This is a genomic window from Streptomyces sp. QH1-20, assembly GCF_041283565.1.
GTDB lineage: Bacteria > Actinomycetota > Actinomycetes > Streptomycetales > Streptomycetaceae > Streptomyces > Streptomyces syringius.
In genome coordinates this window covers 2,429,725-2,444,394 of the sequence record NZ_CP166299.1, presented here as the reverse complement: position 1 = coordinate 2,444,394, position 14,670 = coordinate 2,429,725, and the positions used below count along the sequence as shown (strand labels likewise).

The window sequence follows — 14,670 nt, the reverse complement described above, 5'->3', positions numbered from 1 at the left end:
CGTGCTGCGTTTCGCGGCAGCCGGGGCGACAGCAGTGCTCACCGGACCGAGGCCACCAAGGCGTCCCACAGCGACATTTGGCAGTGCGCGACTGCCCGCCGTGTGCCTACATCCCATATCTGGATGCCGCCGGATGACCAAGTGACAAGGCGGCGACCGTCAGGGGTCCACCCGGCCGGGGTGATGTCCTCGTCGTGGACGGTCAGCTCGCGGCTAGTGCCGTTCGCGAGGGACCAGAGACGCACGGCGCTGCCGGTAGAGGCAAGCCACCTCGCGTCGGGGGACCACGCTATCCGAGGTTCGAAGGGGGACAGAGAGCCGTAGGAGAAGCTGCGCTCAAGGCTGCCGTCCGTGCGCCACACCAGGGCGCGCTTACCCCACCAGGAGGCAGTGGCCAAGCGGCGACCATCCGGGGACCATTGGAGATCGTCAACAAGACCCTGCCAGCCAGGGGTGAGCCGTACGGTGCCGCCGCTCTCCTTAAGACGATGAATTACCAGCGGCGGGTCTTCTCCATTCAGACTGGTGGTGGACAGCATTTCACCGTGTGGGGCCCAGGCCAGCAGGTCGACGGACTGCTGTTCTTGAAAGGTACGTAAGGTGTGGAGCCGCTTGGAATCGGCACTGACCACCATGGCATTGTGCATCAGTCTGCCGACGGCGAGACGGTTGCCGTCCGGCGACCAGGACAGGGCGCTCACAACCGATTTGAAAGTCCTGTCGCCCACGGGTGTTCCCGTGCGGGTATTCCACACGTGCAAGGTACCTCCGTAAGAACCAGCAGCGATCCGATCTCCGGAGGGTGACCACTCGACACTATCGATCATGCGTTGGCCTCCGGAGAGGGTGCGTAACGGCGTCAGCGTCGCAGGGTTCCATAAGCGTACGTTCCCGTCGGATTGCCCAGTGGCGATCCGTTGTCCGTCCGGTGACCAGCGTAGGATCCACACGATTGGGCCGCTAGGTTCGGTGCGGGAGGCCAGCTGCGAGCCGCTCCGCGTGTCCCAGAGTCGAAGCGTGGTGGCGGTGCCCCGGCCTTGGCCGTGGGCCGATACCGCGTACCGCCCGTCGGGCGAAAGCGCGACGTCGTTGACCATCCGCGCGTCGGCGGCGAATGCCACAGCCCCAACCCACACGAACGGCAAGAGGACAGCGGTCAGGAACGCGGCTACGCCGGCCCTGCGGCGTCGCCGAGCAGGGGGTGCTTCGATCAGCTCCGACCGTTCGAGCCGGAAAGAGTGCTCGAACCGCTCGCAAAGCGCGTCCAGATCTCTACCAAACTCGGCCCCCGGCCGCAGATGCGTCGCCTGCAGGAAGGGTAGTGCCTTGAGGGAGTTGGGAAGCCGCTCGGCGGCCGGGAGGGCAGCCCCGCCGACCAGGACTGGAATTACCGCGATTCTGGCGGCGATTGCTGTTTCGATCTCTGTACGGACGGGATCATCCGGCTGGTCGAGCCGCCGCTCACCTCTCACGTTGCGGGTTTCGAGCCAGCTCTCTCCGATCAGGGCCAGCATGCAGTCACAGCGCCTAATGAGTGCGGGGAGATTCTTTGCGCCCAGGGCATGCAGAAAATTCCTACCGGGGGGCAGTGTCTCAGAATCCTTGAAAACGCGGGTGCGTCCGTATCGCTTTGATAGAGCGTCGAAGATCTCGTGGCACTCGCTCAGTGAATCGCTTTGGCGGTAGTTGATGAAGAACCTGGGTTTGCGCCGTAGTTGGGCGAGTTCGCCGAGCCACAGTGAAAGCGGACAACTGAGACCGCCAATGAGTAACCCTGCCGCAGCCCCGGTCCCCTCTTCGCCGCGCGCGGAGATGCCGCAGGCAAGACCGAGGGCAGTTGACGAAACGAGGTTAAAAACGCAGACTGATGGGCGGGTCAGCTTTCCGCGCAGAAAGGTCACCTGCACTACCTGTAGAAGCCCCACGCCTGCTAAGAGAAAGCATATTACTCCCGCCGCATCACTGCCACCCAAACCTGTAAAGAACGTGCTCCAGAGCGCTGCCAAATACGGCGGCACAACTAGTAACAAACGTGTACGGGTGGTCAATCCCGCCCCCTCGTTCATCTGCGCGAGTCCCCTAGGTCGAGATGATAGCCACAGCCTGGGGAGGAACAGGGTGCCTTCGGGAAGGCGGTAATCCATGCGTCTCACGAGGCTAGGAAAATCAATTATGTGTTCTGCGAATGAGTGTTCCATGGGGTGTTGGGTGAACATTGCGGGGCCAGTCGCCGGTCACCAGCCCGACACCTCCAGTTCCGCACGGTGGATGTCCTACCCGCAGGTGCACACCACCCACTCCGCTTAAGGCGCGATCCGCCTCGTCATGACTCAGGCCAGCCGAGACGACGCCGCACTCATGATCCCCCGTATACGGTGGTAGCAAAGTGCGAATCGTCGAGATCGCAGCAGTCCAAGCGAGGGGGCAAGAAATGGTGCGGGCGCCGAAGAGCGTAGAGGTCAAGCTGAACCTGCGCGTGCTGGAGATCTCGGGTACATGGGAGCCGAACGACGCCGAGCGGCGGGCTGCTTGGGAACTGTACGTCGAGCTGGTGACCCGGGTCTCGGTGGTTCCGCTCCGTGAGGAGGAGGGGCTGCTACGGGAAGCGCTGAGTAGCCTGTACTCCTTGTTCGCCACCACCCGAGAGGTGCTGCGCAAGTACGGCCCGGAAGTCGCTGAGCCCAAGAAGAACGGCCAGTACAACTTCGGCTACCTGGCCGTCGCGATGCTCAACTACGGCATTCGACCATTGCTCGCAAGCTGGCACCCCGCGCTGGAGGATTGGGAGACCTGCCGCCCCGCAGACCGCTCGCGCCGCGATCACGAACAGGCCTGGCCCCGCGCCAGCGAACTGCGGACCACGCTGCGAGACACCCGCAGCATTCTCACCGCCTACGCCGGTCTCCTTGCCAGCGCCTGCGGCATCCCCAACCTCCTCGCGGCCGTCCCCACTGGAGACGACTAGGAGTTGTCGAGCCGATCACGTGACTGGGCTGTGTCCGGGATCAACTGGGCGCGCATCGAAGAGCTGTGACGGCAGACCCCGACGGAACGTCAACACACTCAGTCAGCTCTGCGCGCCTCCCAGGCCACTGACTAGGCCCAACCATGGGCCGGCATGCAGGCGTGCCGCCCGGTTGGGTGAACTCCTAAGGTAACGCTTCTATATGGCAAGTTCGAGGAGTAGCTAATCGTGAGCACGCGACATCAGTGGCAGTCGGCGTCGAGATCGAGGCAGACGACGCAGACTTGTTCCCCGTCCCCGGCCGGGGGCATGCCGCTCAGGCCCAGCCCGCACAGCGCCCGGTTGGGGTCGCAGCAGTAGTAGTGGGTGATCGCCACCGTCGCGCGAGGTGCCGCGGCCGGGAGTTTGCCGCGGACGCGCGCGACGACGGTTCGGGTGGCCTGGTCGAGGGCTGCGAGGAACGGGTCCGCCATGGTCAGGAAGGGTAGCGCGCCAGCCTGGCGCCTGCTTGGCCTTCTTCCCGCCCGGTTCACCAGGCGGGCAGCTCTAAGAGGTCATCGATCACCGGGCGGGGGCCGGGCGGGAGCGGCGGTTCCGTGGAAAACCGGTGCTCGCCCTCTTCGAGATCCTGCTCCTGGTCCTCCGGCTGGCAGCCGCACGAGTTGCTGTGGTGCGTCCAGCACAGCGGCTCGGCGTCCGGCTCCGGGTAGTCCGGGACACGCCCGGTGTACTCGGTGCCGTCCTCGTCGCGGAACACTTCGAATGCCACGGGGGGTCCCTTCTCCTTGTCGGTCAGGCAGTCGACGGCGTGGTGGCCGACATCAGTACGGCGATCGGGTCATGGTCAAGAGTGTGCCTGGCCCGCGGTTGCCCCGGCACAGCTATCGCTCGGTGCGCTTCTGCTTCGCCTGACAGGCCGGGCAGATCGGCTGGGCCTGCTTGCCGTACCGGACCGTGAGACCGCGGCAACGCACGCACGGCCCGACCTGCCGCGGCTCGCACCCCAGGACGATCGCGGCCGACGCCCGGTCCATCCTCGGGTCCAGACGTCTCGGGGTGTCGCCCATGTTTCCGAATCTACTCACGGCAGGCGCCCCTTTCAGTTAAGGAGGCCGCGGCGGCGCGGCTTGTGAAGGGGCTCCGGCTCGTACAGGGCCAGGAGCACGGCTTCAGCCCGGTCCGGCGACTTCATGCCGCGCGACTTCATGGCCTTCTTCGACTCGATCTGCGTGTAGCCGCTCGTCGTCGACAGCAACTTCGGGGTGGAGAGTTGCGCGGCGGCCTTCTTGTCGACGTGGAGGCGCAACCGTCCGCGGCCGGAGGATGGGTCCGGCTGGAGAAGGCTTCTGGTCGCCAGCCACATCTCATCCCGCTTGCGCCACGGCCGCATGACGGCGCCGGGGTCGTCCTGGCCCGGGGACTCCGACACCATGACGCCCACGATCTGCGCGTAGTGCCGTCCGGTCTCCGCCCACCGCTGAAGCATGGACACGACGCCATGGCCGATGCCGTTCTGGTCGACCTTGACGCGGACGGGGTGCGGGGAGTGCAGGGCGTCGGCCAGGCGCTGTGCGGCGTGGATCTCCTCCAGGACCACCTCGGCGACGGATACCTGGTTGTCGTTCGCGGCGCCGGCGGAGGCATGCCGGAACTGCACCGCGTCGCCGACGGCGCGGTACACGGTGAATTCATCGCCACCGTCGGCGGCAACGTCGACGCCGAGGCGGACCCAGGCGCCTTCACGGACGGTGTGCTGGAAGGTTTCGCCTTCCAGGTCGAGATCGCACAGGCGGTGCCAGCCGTCGCCTGTGGGGTCCTTGTACGACATGGCGGCCTCGACCCAGCTCGGCGGGATGACGATGCCGCCGCCGCCCTTGGGGAACTTGGCGTGGACCTTCGCGATCACGTAGGGGTGGTCTTCGCCGTACGACCGGATGGTGCGGTCCACCCAGTCCTGGTCGGGCATGTGGTCGGCGAGGGAGTGCCGGGTGACGCCTTCGGGGCAGTCGGTGCAGAACGGGGCGTGTTCGCCGGTGATCGCCGGGGAGTCGAGCGAGGAGATCGGGATGGTGACGGTGGTCGGCTCGCTCGGGTCGTCGCCCTCGATGCACAGCTCCTCGAACCAGCTGGCCGGGTCATCCATTGCGGGGTTGCCGATGGCGAGCATCGCCGCGTGCCCGCCGGTGAGCAGGTTGTTGGTGCCGTGGCCGATCATCGGGGCGATACCGCCCGCCTCGTCGACGATGAGCAGCAGGTGCGGCATGTGGATGCCCTGCATGGCGGCCTCGTCGTTGGCGGGGGCGGAGAAGCCGTAGGCGACGACGACGTCCTGGCCGTACGGGTCGGGCATCTTGTACTGGACGGTGTCGCAGTAACCCGGCAGGCCGGCACGGGGGACGACCTTGCGGATGTGCGGCCAGAGCTGCCGCTGCACCTGCCGGAAGCGGGTCGCGGTGGTGATGCACAGGGCAGTGCCCACTGGGTAGACGTTGGTGAACCACACCGCTGCACGGGCGGCGAGGTGCGTCTTGCCGACGCCGAATCCGGCGGGGACGGCGACGCGTTTGTGGTCGACGATCGCGTCGAGGACGGCCCGCTGCTTGGACCACAGGCTCTCGCCGAGGACGTCTTCCACGAACCCGGATGGCGAGTCCCGCCACAGGCCGTACAGGGAGCCCGTCGCGCGCTCGACCTCCGTCATGACGACGGCGCGTTCGCGGGCTGTGAGGTGGTGCTTGAAGGCGTTCCGGCGCTCGGTTGGCGGCAACCCCAGGAGGACGTCGGCGACGTTGGCGGCGTCGCGGGAGACGACGCCGGGCCGGGCGTGCTGCAGCTTGGACGCCGAGGGCGCCACGCGGGTGCGCGTCGGCTGCTCAGGCTGCGTGCGGGACATGATCGGGACGGTGCCGCTCGAGTTTGGTTTGTGTCGCGGTCTGGCCGGGTGCCCATGCCCAGACGTCCCGGCCAGACCGCGGGTTCCGGCGCAGTGGGTGACTACTACGCGCCCTGTGCCCTGCGCGCCGGAATTCCGGCTCAAGGCCCGCGCGACTGGGGGGAGTGGTCGTGCGGGCCTCAGCACTCAGTAGTACGTCGGGAGGCCCGATCTTGTTACACCTGCACCACAGGCGGGGGATCGGCGGCTGGCTGGTCGGTGATGACGGGGAGGAGCGCGGCATGTTCCTCGTTCGCCCGGCGCACCGCTTCGAGAATGATCGTGGCCTCTGCAACGGCGACGGACCGTTCGTCGGAGGTGAGCCGGTACCAGGGCGTGATCTGTGTACCGCATGTGGCCAGGAACTCGCGGCGGGTCTCGTGGTAATGGCGGGCCAGGGGGATGGGACGGGGCATGGTCGTCATGCCTGGGAGAACGTCGCCCGCCCGATTTTGTGACAGCCGTCTGTTCGGCAGTCGCGGCGCGCTACCTCGTCGTTGCAGCGCCCTCCCCCAGGAGACCGATAGCCGACGGTGCCTGAGCGAAGCGAAGGCACCGTAACTACTTAATGGTCTTGCTTGATGTTCTTACTAAAGGCGCCTGTTCTGCCGGGACCCGGTTCACCGGGACCCGGTTCACCGAAGGCCGGTTTCATCGGCGCCGGATTTTCAGGCCCCGGTCACCGACGACTGAAAACCCGGCCCCGGTGGCGCTTCGGGGCCGGGTCAGAGGGACGGCGGCTCAGTGGCCGCGGCGCTTCGCCGCCTTGTTCTTCACGTCTCGCACGTACTTCGGCGTGGTGTTGCCCAGCTTGGCGATGCGGTCCGTGGACCAGTCGTACGGGTCCTCGGTGAGTGCGAGCGCCGCGTCCTGCAGGAACGGCATCGCGGCCTTCCTGCGAGCGGCTGCGACCGACACGGTGGCAGCGAGGGACGGCAGCTGGTCGGCGGCCTCGTCCGGGTTGAGGCGCGGCACGCCGGCCTTCTCCGCGGCCGCGATGCGCTCCTCGGCGGTCATACGGGCGTTGAGGTCACCGCCGGGGTTGATCGTCGCCTTCTTGTCGCCGTGCAGGGCGAAGCGGCGCATCTCGGAGTAGGCGTTGGGGAGGATTCCGAGGACCTTGTCCAGGCCGCGGACGCCGTTGTAGAACCACAGCGACAGAGCGGCCTGGTTGCGCTCCTCGGTGTGGGCGGCGATCTCGAGGTCGGCCTGCTGCACGATCTCGCAGGCCCTTTTGAACCGGTCATCGGGGCGGGCGATCTTGCCCAGCTCCTCCTTGACCTGGCTCGTGGCCTCGGCGCGCAGCGTCTTGTGGTCGGGGACCGTGAGGTTGTGGTGCGCAGCGGGCATGACTGGCCTCCGTCGGGTAGGGCACCGGGCTGGTGCCGGCGACGGCTGGGGCAACCCCATGCCGAACGAACCCGCAAATAGTACAGCGGAGGGCGAAGCAGTGTCATGCCGAATGCCGCGCACCCCTTCTGAACAGGGCAAACCCCAACCGGCCGAACAGGATCACCGGCCCCTCGACGTCGACATGCGTACCTGGATCGCGGGAGTAAGGAGCGTCGGTAAGGGCGATCCGGCCGACTGCCATGCGCCGGACGGCGCCGTGCCGCACAACGCAGAGCCCGGCCAGCCGCCTCACAGCCACCACAGCAGCCGCCGCAGACCGCATCGAGGCCGCGGCAGAGGCTGGAACTCCTCGCTCTCCTTCGCCCACGGGTCGCCCCTCCGCACCCTGTACTCGGCGCGGGAGTAGAGGGGGAACACAGCCCAGGTACGGCGGCCAACCGTAAGGGCGGGCCCACAGGCGCCGTACGGCCACTCGTCGCGGCTGTAGGTGTAGCCGACCGCGAACCAGATACCGGGCGCCTTCGTGGTCCAGGTGCCGGCCGTCCACCGGCCGAAGTCGACGAACCCCGCTGCCCCGCGCTTCATCGAGCCACTCCCACGACCGCGGTGCGCACACCGTCCGGAGTAAGCCGGCACACCCGCCCGTCCGCGTAGCGGACCTCGACCTTGTCGGGGAGCTGCGGGCGCCGGACCTTCCACCCGGCCTCGTACGACGGCTTCGGGTTGTCCTCGAACCAGCCGTTACACACCTCGCAGGCCAGCAGCAGGTTGTGCGCCTGGTTGATCCACGGCTCGCGCGCGCCGCCCATGCCCCTGTTGACCCGGTGGTGGATCGTCAACCGCTGCAGGGAGCCGCAGCGGACGCAGCACCCGCCGTCGCGCTGGAAGACGAGGTCGCGGACTGTGTCCGTGGGGCCGGTGCGTCGTCGGGCCACGATCGGCCTCCGTCCTGCCCGGCCGCCGGACCGCGGGTGCGGTTCCAGAGAGAAGCAGCGGGGCGAGCGACGGGAGAGTGGACGGCGGCCGCGCCTTACGTCGCGTTCTCCGGCGGGCCCCACCCGGCGGCGACACATGCCGGGCAGCGCTGTGCAAAGTGCTCGGCGAGAGCCAGGTCGTGGCGGCGCGTCTCACACCCCAGCAGGAGGGTGAAGCGCGGCACGGACAGCTCGATCCCGAGCACGAGGGGCGGCAGGTCCGGGCAGTAATGCAGGTAGCTCAACCCGTTGCTCAGCACGAGGGCATGCATGACGCGCTTCCACAGCCCCGGGGGCCGTTTGCCGACGGGCCCGTAGAACGCCTGCCGGGTCTGCCGGATGACGGAGACGTGCAACCTGACCGGGAGGCCGCTCGTGCTCCAGGCGCGGACTTTGACGCCGTCGCTGTCGGTCAGGATCTGGGCGAGCATGGAGACGTCGGGCGCCCATCGGAAGCGGTGAAGGTCCATGGGGGCGGACCGTACGAAGAGGTCCGCTCAGTGTCGCGTCTCGCCGACGCCCTGCTCAGCGAACGCCTGCTCCAAGGCGTCGAGGACCGCCACGGCGTCCGGGATGGTGGCGAACGAGATGATCACCTGGCCGTGCCCGAGAGCGCCGAGAACGAATTCGAACTGCGCGCCCGACCCCTCGCACTCGTAGACGTAGGTGCCCGGCGGCGCCTCGCACAGCGGTCCGTCGGCGTAGTCGAGGTACGGGAGCCGGATCTCGTCAACGGCATGCGCGATCACCTCGTTGGGCACCTGGCCGAACTCGATGTTGGCGCGTCCCTCGTCGTCGAGGCAGACCCGCCCGCCGCCGAGCCCAGCCTCTTCGTACTCCAGGCGGATGTCGTTGCAGCCGACGTGTCGCGGAAGGCCGTGGAGATGGGGGAACGCGGTCTTGAGCGCGGCGACGGCCGCGGCCTGCGTCTCGTTCCAGTGCTGTTCCCAGGTCTCGACGGCCTGGAGGGCGGCGGGCTGCATGTGGTGCTCCGTTCGGTCACCGGGCAGCGGGCCGCCAAGGGGGCGGCTGCGTGCCCGGCAGGGGTAGTGCAACGGAGCAGCATCTGTACGACGAGGGCTAACGTCGCACTGGCCTACCGGCGGGCCCCGGATAGTGCTGTTCGTGGACGATGTACATCAGCTCCATCAGCAGGGAGTGAGCAGCGGTCGCTTCTCGGCGGTCGACGGCTTTGAGCGCCCTGGCCGCAGCCTCGCGCACGGGGGTTGCCAGCCGTTCCGTGGCCGCCTGCTGGTACGCCACCCAGCGCAGTTCCGTCACTTCATCTGTGGTGACGGCGCCCTGCCCGGTCCGGGGGAAGGCGGCGCGGTGGTAGCAGGCAACGGCGACGAGCACGCCCTGGGCCAGCCCGGCACGGAACCCGGTCCTCATCGCTTCGGTCTGCTGCTGGACGCGGCGGAGCCGGAGGAACGCCCCGAGGCCCGCCGCGGCGCCGCAACACAGCGACGCCGAGATCGCGAGCGCCGTCGCCAGGCCGAGGAGGTAGCCGATCACAGCGCCGCATGTCAGCCCGGCGAGCGCCATGACGGCGACAGTGGGGCGCAAGTCTTTCCACATACCCGCAGTGTCTCAACCAGCAGTGACAGCCTTCTGCACCCGGTACTGGGCGATGAGGAGCGCGACGGCCTCGCTGATGAAGCCGTCGGCTTCCTCGAGTGCCGCCGCAGGCAGCGGGTCACCGGGATGGTCGCCGAGCGCCGGCCGCCCGGCGATGTGGGCGCACAGCGCGTCGAGGCAGTCGAGGAGGGCGGCGCGGTGGGCCTGGTCCTCGTCGAGTGAGCGCAGCCACGCCCACCGGCCGTGGGCGTCGGCGGGGCGGGGTCTAACTGGGGATCTCCATGTTCGAGCGGGGCCGGTAATGGCGGCGTTTGCCGAGTTCATGTGTGTGCTCATCGCATGTCAATACGACGTGTGTTGGAGACGGCTCTGGCCCTACAGCTGAGGTTTATCGACAGTACGCGCCTCGTTGGATGCGTCGCGGCGTCCGCCTGGGTAGCGTGCGGGCTCTGGGATCCGACCAATCCCGATGGTCCAGAGATAAGGGGGAAACCATAGTGTTCAACAAGCACTTAGCCATAGCCGCAGCGTCGGTTGTCATCGGCTCAGGTGTGGCCTTCGCACCGTTGGCAGACGCATCACCCAAGGCGGCCCCGGTCGCTGAGTCGGCTGTCGACTCCGGCTGGAAGACTGTGCCCGGTGTGAAGAAGGACGTGAGGGCAGCCGCTGGCGACAACATCTACACCTTCAAGTTCGCGCACTCTTCAAAGTGCGCCGAGGTACCGGGGCTTAGCACAGCCAACGGGACAGGTCTCGATCAGTGGACGTGCACCAGCAGAGGCCACCACTGGTGGTACCTCACCGAAGGGCCGGGCTCGTCGGTTCACGTGGTCAACTACAACAGCAAGAAGTGCATGAACGTGAAGGGCGCCAGCACGGCCAATAAGGCCCGTGTCATCCAGTGGACCTGCAACGATCAGAACAACGGCCTGTGGGCGCTGCAGTACCACAGCACCTACGGCCAGTACCGCTTGGTCAACGCCAAGAGCGGCAAGTGTCTCAACGTGAATGGTGCGAGCAAGGGCGACGGCGCCGACCTCATCCAGTGGACGTGCAGCGACGCACCCAATAACCGCTTCTGGGCGATCGACTGATCTTCTTTTCCACCGTCCGCTCGCTCGGCCGGTGCCGCAGCCTGCGGCGAGCAGCCGGTCAGGAGCAGCGCGACGGCCGTGGCCGTGGCGACGGCACCCGAGGTGGAGCGCAGCGCGCGGAGCCGGGCGGAGGGGGTGTTCGCGGACGAGGCTCCCAGGTACTGGGACAGGTGGCCGCGAACCGTATGCCTTGCGTCGCGCGCAGCGCGGGGACGCCGGCCTCCGCATGGGAAGCCGGGCGCTCGGGGTCAGACCGCGAGGTCGTACTCCTCGGCCCACAAGTCCTCGTAGTGGTACAGCTCGGTGAGGTAGTCGCGGACCCGTGGCTCCCAGTCGATGCCGTGGATAGCGGCGAGGACGTACGCGGCGACGGCGGGGCAGACGACGTCTCCGGCTTGCTGGAACTGGCTGGAGCGGGAGCCCTGCCATGGGTAGGTGGCGCGGAAGGAGACGAGAGTTCCGGCCTCGGCGGGGGTGAGGCGCAGCCCGTCCCGTTCGCGGACCCAGGTGCGGGTCTTGCCGGTGAGGCACCAGGACGGCTTGTCGGCGGAGAAGCAGTTGCCGCCCTTGGCGCGGCCGGTGGCCGGGTCGACGGGCCGGTTGCCGCGGGTATTGATCCGCTCGCCCTCGTCCCATCCGAGAGCTTCGGCCATCGTCGTGACCGGGAGGGCCTGGACGGGCGGGGCGATGTCCACCCACTTGTGCCGGGTGGCGATCATGAACGTCCGCTTCCGCCGGGAGGCGACACCGAGGTCTGCTGCCTCCAGGACAGCCCAAGAGGTACGGAACCAGTCGGCGCAGCCGAACTCGATCGAGAGATCCTCAAGAACACGCTCGGGCAGGTTGCTGGACTGCTCCATGGCCATCCACGCGATCGGTGCGCCTGCCGCCTGAAGGCCGAGCGGCCAGATCGCCACCTCGGCCATCAGGCCGATGCGCGGGTCGGTGAGGCCGTCTAGCGTGGCGCGAACTTCGTCCCAGGTGGCTCCGGAGCGTGGGGCGTAGCCCTCGTGCTCCCCGAAGTCGGCGCACAGCGGGCAGTCGTTTTCGAGGTCGGGATACAGCTCGTCGCAGCACACCTCGTCGATGCGGATGAACCCGGCGGCTTCGCCAACGTAGGAGATGGTCTCGCACAGGACGTCGAGGTTGGCCTTCAGTAGTCCGGCACGCTTACCTGCCGTGGAGAAGCTGGGGCATGGCGGGCTGATGAGGACGCCGTGCGTACAGCGCAGTGCCGGGTGCTCGGGGTCGAGCTTGGTGATGTCGGCGCAGATGCGGACGTGGCCGGCTGCGCGGGCGGTCGCGCATGCGTCCTCGTCGACGTCGACGCCGACAACGTCGAAGCGGGTGACGCCGAGGACCGTCTTCAGCCCCTCCCCCCAACCGCCCGGACCGGCGCACAGCTCGACTACGCGCTCCGGCTCGCCCTCTTCCCAGGGGAGGAGCCAGCGGCCGGGCCATGGCGCGGCGATCTCGTCGAGTTCGGCCATGACGTGCGCTGGGATCGGGGTGTCGAAGACTTTGTAGGAGAGGGCGGTGGTGATGACGCTCTGTTCGGCTGCGGTCAGCTCGCTCACGGGGGGCGGTCTCTTTCGCTTCGGGTCTTGCTGGCGGTTGCTCTCCACCAACACCAGAAATACTACAGCATGCGTCATGGAAGGTTTATTCGTGCATCCCAACGTTCCGCTTGTGACGTGCGCTGGCGCGTCCGACTTTCGTCTGTCGGGGCCAGCCAAGGCCGCATCCCGACCCGCACGGGGCCAGAACGCGGCCGAGTCGAGGCTCTACGTGCCGCCGTCCCCACGGGCACGGTCGAGGAGCAGGCTCAGAGCACCTGTCGCCTGCGCGGGGACCACCCCGTTGCCCAACGCTGCGAACTGCGCCGTACGAGGAAGTCCGGGCACCGCGGTAACCCAGCCCGGGACCAACCCCATCATCCATTCCACGAACGGTGCGGCGAGACGGCCGCGGCCGTCGACCGCCGGAGGGGCAGCCCGGCCCAGACGCCTTTCCCACCGGGCGATGGTGTGGGCGTACCGGCCCCACACGGCTTCACCAGGGACCGGCGTGCGGGCGCGGCAGGTGCTGCCTGGGAGCGCGGTGAGCGGCATAGCGAGCTGGATTTCACCCCCGGTGGCCTCCGGGCGGTCCGTAGGCGTCTCGCCGTAGTGAACGGCGCCCGGGACCAGGTGCTCGACCTCGTCCGCGAGAGTCGGCCCGTGACCGCCCTCGCGCCGTTTGTCGGGATGCTGCGACCCCCCGTTCACCGCGAGCTGCGCCGTGGGCGTTTTGAGCAGCGGGGCTGAGGGGCAGTCGCCGGAAGGCTCAGCCGGGGCCGTGTGCTGCCGGACCGGCCGCCTACCGGCGGCGCGTACCGTCGCCGCCCGCCGGTAGGTCACGCCCGGCCCGACCGCCCTATGCCGTCGGCCAGGCGAGGATGAACACCCGCTCCCTGCGGTGCGGGGCTCCGGTGTCCGATGCGCGGTGCACCTTCCACTCCGCATCGAACCCGAGGGTGGCCAAATCTCCGAGTACGGCACCGAGACCTCGAAGAGGCCCGGTTGGCTGCTGGACATCCACTGCCCTGTCTCCTCGTCCCATGCTGCGAGTGGCCGGTGCGGAGAGGAGACCTCGGACATTTTCGATCACTACCAATTTCGGGTGGAGGGTGCGGATGGCGCGGGCGACGTGGGCCCAGATGCCGGAGCGGGTGCCGGGCGCGATACCTGCGAGCTGTCCGGCGAGACTGACGTCCGTGCAGGGGAATCCGGCCGTGAGGATGTCGACGGGCGGGACGGTGCTCCAGTCGACGCAGGTGATGTCGCCGTAGTTCGGGACGTCCGGCCAGTGGTGGGCAAGGATGCGAGCAGCGTGCTGGCCGGGATCGTCGGGATCGTACTGGCAGTGCCACAAAACCTCTCCTCCGAGCAGGTCCTGTACCGCGAGGTCCAGGCCCCCGTACCCGCTGCACAGAGAGCCGATACGGGGGTTGGGCGGGATGCGAAGACGGGCGGCGCGCTCAGGGGCGCGGAGGGTCAAAAGGACTCCTTCTCACAGAGGAGCGGCCCGGATCGACCAGGCCACGAGGAGCCGGAAGGCTGCCGGCCAGCGGCGTCTTCTGTCCGCCGGGAACGCCGCTGCCGGGCGTGAGGTCAGTCACGCCCGGCAGCAGACGGGGTAGAGGTTGGCGGGCCTTGCGCCAGGCGAGCAGCGGGAAGGTCTCTTCGACGAGGGGGTTCTCGGGCATGGGCAGGGCTCCAGTTCGAACGGTGGACCCGGCGGTTAGGGCCTGCCTGGCGAGTGTGTTACTGGCCCGCACGTTTGTCGCAGCGCATGGTTTTCTGATGCGCTCCTGCGAACTTTCAGGCGCCCTGGTTGTGCGGGGTGGGTGGGCCGTGGGCTGGTAATGCTTCCAGCCACTCCATCCATGTGCCGACACGCATAAACCTTTGGGAGGTTGGCATGAGTAAGGGCCGCCGGTTCATCGCCGCCGTCACCGCAACCGTCCTTCTTGCTTTGGGAAGTATCGCGCTGGCCACTCCCGCTCAGGCTGATGATGTGGTAGCTGTCAGGGTTGATCCGCAGGTAATGGCCAGGCTGGGCGTACCCGAGAATCGTCAGGGCGGACCCGACCTGGGATACCTGACCGTCCCTCCCATCATGGCCGCCAGGGAACTCCTCCACGCCACTCAGTTGCCGGGTTGAGGCTGCCAGGAGCTTAAGATCCCGGCGGCCAGTCCGCGCGGACACACCCACTAGGCCGGGCGCACCACG

18 protein-coding genes are annotated in these 14,670 nt (G+C 67.9%); 3 read left to right on the top strand and 15 right to left on the bottom strand.

Features of this window, described 5'->3' with window-relative positions:
- Positions 1-38: 38 nt before the first annotated feature.
- Positions 39-2,066: a toll/interleukin-1 receptor domain-containing protein gene (locus tag AB8O64_RS10975; RefSeq protein ID WP_370418973.1), complete on the bottom strand. Its 2,028-nt coding sequence runs from the start codon at positions 2,064-2,066 to the stop codon at positions 39-41.
- Between the two features lie 320 nt (positions 2,067-2,386).
- On the opposite strand from AB8O64_RS10975, the gene AB8O64_RS10970 reads away from it, so the two are divergent.
- Complete coding sequence (locus AB8O64_RS10970; protein WP_370418972.1) at positions 2,387-2,965, top strand: hypothetical protein; 579 nt, start codon at positions 2,387-2,389, stop codon at positions 2,963-2,965.
- 242 nt (positions 2,966-3,207) lie between these two features.
- Here AB8O64_RS10970 and AB8O64_RS10965 read toward each other — a convergent pair whose 3' ends face one another.
- From AB8O64_RS10965 to AB8O64_RS10910, 12 genes are all read right to left on the bottom strand, one after another.
- A complete protein-coding gene (locus AB8O64_RS10965; protein ID WP_370418971.1) occupies positions 3,208-3,438 on the bottom strand; it encodes a hypothetical protein in 231 nt (76 codons plus the stop codon).
- A 56-nt stretch (positions 3,439-3,494) separates the two neighbouring features.
- Positions 3,495-3,734, bottom strand: a complete 240-nt coding sequence (locus AB8O64_RS10960; protein ID WP_370418970.1) for a hypothetical protein — start codon at positions 3,732-3,734, stop codon at positions 3,495-3,497.
- 112 nt (positions 3,735-3,846) lie between these two features.
- Positions 3,847-4,032: a hypothetical protein gene (locus tag AB8O64_RS10955; protein WP_370418969.1), complete on the bottom strand. Its 186-nt coding sequence runs from the start codon at positions 4,030-4,032 to the stop codon at positions 3,847-3,849.
- Positions 4,033-4,064: 32 nt separating this feature from the next.
- On the bottom strand, positions 4,065-5,858 hold the full coding sequence (locus tag AB8O64_RS10950) for a hypothetical protein (protein ID WP_370418968.1): 1,794 nt from the start codon (positions 5,856-5,858) through the stop codon (positions 4,065-4,067).
- A gap of 215 nt (positions 5,859-6,073) precedes the next feature.
- Positions 6,074-6,322 (bottom strand): hypothetical protein, encoded by a 249-nt coding sequence (locus AB8O64_RS10945; protein WP_370418967.1) that lies wholly within the window; start codon positions 6,320-6,322, stop codon positions 6,074-6,076.
- Between the two features lie 316 nt (positions 6,323-6,638).
- Positions 6,639-7,247, bottom strand: a complete 609-nt coding sequence (locus AB8O64_RS10940; protein WP_370418966.1) for a hypothetical protein — start codon at positions 7,245-7,247, stop codon at positions 6,639-6,641.
- A gap of 291 nt (positions 7,248-7,538) precedes the next feature.
- A complete protein-coding gene (locus AB8O64_RS10935) occupies positions 7,539-7,835 on the bottom strand; it encodes a hypothetical protein (RefSeq protein WP_370418965.1) in 297 nt (98 codons plus the stop codon).
- Positions 7,832-8,185: an HNH endonuclease gene (locus AB8O64_RS10930; protein WP_370418964.1), complete on the bottom strand. Its 354-nt coding sequence runs from the start codon at positions 8,183-8,185 to the stop codon at positions 7,832-7,834. The genes AB8O64_RS10935 and AB8O64_RS10930 overlap by 4 nt, the downstream gene beginning before the upstream one ends.
- Before the next feature lie 95 nt (positions 8,186-8,280).
- The gene (locus AB8O64_RS10925) at positions 8,281-8,694 is read right to left on the bottom strand and encodes a hypothetical protein (RefSeq protein WP_370418963.1); all 414 of its coding nucleotides are present in this window, start codon (positions 8,692-8,694) and stop codon (positions 8,281-8,283) included.
- A 27-nt stretch (positions 8,695-8,721) separates the two neighbouring features.
- Complete coding sequence (locus AB8O64_RS10920) at positions 8,722-9,207, bottom strand: hypothetical protein (RefSeq protein ID WP_370418962.1); 486 nt, start codon at positions 9,205-9,207, stop codon at positions 8,722-8,724.
- A 97-nt stretch (positions 9,208-9,304) separates the two neighbouring features.
- Positions 9,305-9,802: a hypothetical protein gene (locus AB8O64_RS10915; RefSeq protein WP_370418961.1), complete on the bottom strand. Its 498-nt coding sequence runs from the start codon at positions 9,800-9,802 to the stop codon at positions 9,305-9,307.
- A gap of 12 nt (positions 9,803-9,814) precedes the next feature.
- Complete coding sequence (locus AB8O64_RS10910; RefSeq protein ID WP_370418960.1) at positions 9,815-10,126, bottom strand: hypothetical protein; 312 nt, start codon at positions 10,124-10,126, stop codon at positions 9,815-9,817.
- Positions 10,127-10,299: 173 nt separating this feature from the next.
- Between AB8O64_RS10910 and AB8O64_RS10905 the strand changes: the two genes are divergently transcribed.
- Positions 10,300-10,896, top strand: coding sequence for an RICIN domain-containing protein (locus tag AB8O64_RS10905; protein ID WP_370418959.1), 597 nt, complete (start codon positions 10,300-10,302; stop codon positions 10,894-10,896).
- A gap of 248 nt (positions 10,897-11,144) precedes the next feature.
- On the opposite strand, the gene AB8O64_RS10900 is transcribed toward AB8O64_RS10905, so the two are convergent.
- Both AB8O64_RS10900 and AB8O64_RS10895 read right to left on the bottom strand, forming a co-directional pair.
- Positions 11,145-12,473, bottom strand: coding sequence for a DNA cytosine methyltransferase (locus AB8O64_RS10900; RefSeq protein WP_370418958.1), 1,329 nt, complete (start codon positions 12,471-12,473; stop codon positions 11,145-11,147).
- An 838-nt stretch (positions 12,474-13,311) separates the two neighbouring features.
- Positions 13,312-13,935, bottom strand: a complete 624-nt coding sequence (locus tag AB8O64_RS10895; protein WP_370418957.1) for a DNA cytosine methyltransferase — start codon at positions 13,933-13,935, stop codon at positions 13,312-13,314.
- A 423-nt stretch (positions 13,936-14,358) separates the two neighbouring features.
- Here AB8O64_RS10895 and AB8O64_RS10890 point away from each other — a divergent pair, with 423 nt between their 5' ends.
- The gene (locus tag AB8O64_RS10890) at positions 14,359-14,601 is read left to right on the top strand and encodes a hypothetical protein (RefSeq protein ID WP_370418956.1); all 243 of its coding nucleotides are present in this window, start codon (positions 14,359-14,361) and stop codon (positions 14,599-14,601) included.
- Positions 14,602-14,670 lie beyond the last annotated feature (69 nt).

What these genes read in the sequence shown, in the direction of transcription:
- AB8O64_RS10975 (WP_370418973.1), bottom strand. Translation starts at nt 2,066, where the DNA reads ATGAACGAGGGGGCGGGATTGACCACCCGTACACGTTTGTTACTAGTT.
- AB8O64_RS10965 (WP_370418971.1), bottom strand. Translation starts at nt 3,438, where the DNA reads ATGGCGGACCCGTTCCTCGCAGCCCTCGACCAGGCCACCCGAACCGTC.
- AB8O64_RS10955 (WP_370418969.1), bottom strand. Translation starts at nt 4,032, where the DNA reads ATGGGCGACACCCCGAGACGTCTGGACCCGAGGATGGACCGGGCGTCG.
- AB8O64_RS10950 (WP_370418968.1), bottom strand. Translation starts at nt 5,858, where the DNA reads ATGTCCCGCACGCAGCCTGAGCAGCCGACGCGCACCCGCGTGGCGCCC.
- AB8O64_RS10945 (WP_370418967.1), bottom strand. Translation starts at nt 6,322, where the DNA reads ATGACGACCATGCCCCGTCCCATCCCCCTGGCCCGCCATTACCACGAG.
- AB8O64_RS10940 (WP_370418966.1), bottom strand. Translation starts at nt 7,247, where the DNA reads ATGCCCGCTGCGCACCACAACCTCACGGTCCCCGACCACAAGACGCTG.
- AB8O64_RS10935 (WP_370418965.1), bottom strand. Translation starts at nt 7,835, where the DNA reads ATGAAGCGCGGGGCAGCGGGGTTCGTCGACTTCGGCCGGTGGACGGCC.
- AB8O64_RS10925 (WP_370418963.1), bottom strand. Translation starts at nt 8,694, where the DNA reads ATGGACCTTCACCGCTTCCGATGGGCGCCCGACGTCTCCATGCTCGCC.
- AB8O64_RS10920 (WP_370418962.1), bottom strand. Translation starts at nt 9,207, where the DNA reads ATGCAGCCCGCCGCCCTCCAGGCCGTCGAGACCTGGGAACAGCACTGG.
- AB8O64_RS10915 (WP_370418961.1), bottom strand. Translation starts at nt 9,802, where the DNA reads ATGTGGAAAGACTTGCGCCCCACTGTCGCCGTCATGGCGCTCGCCGGG.
- AB8O64_RS10910 (WP_370418960.1), bottom strand. Translation starts at nt 10,126, where the DNA reads ATGAACTCGGCAAACGCCGCCATTACCGGCCCCGCTCGAACATGGAGA.
- AB8O64_RS10890 (WP_370418956.1), top strand. Translation starts at nt 14,359, where the DNA reads ATGAGTAAGGGCCGCCGGTTCATCGCCGCCGTCACCGCAACCGTCCTT.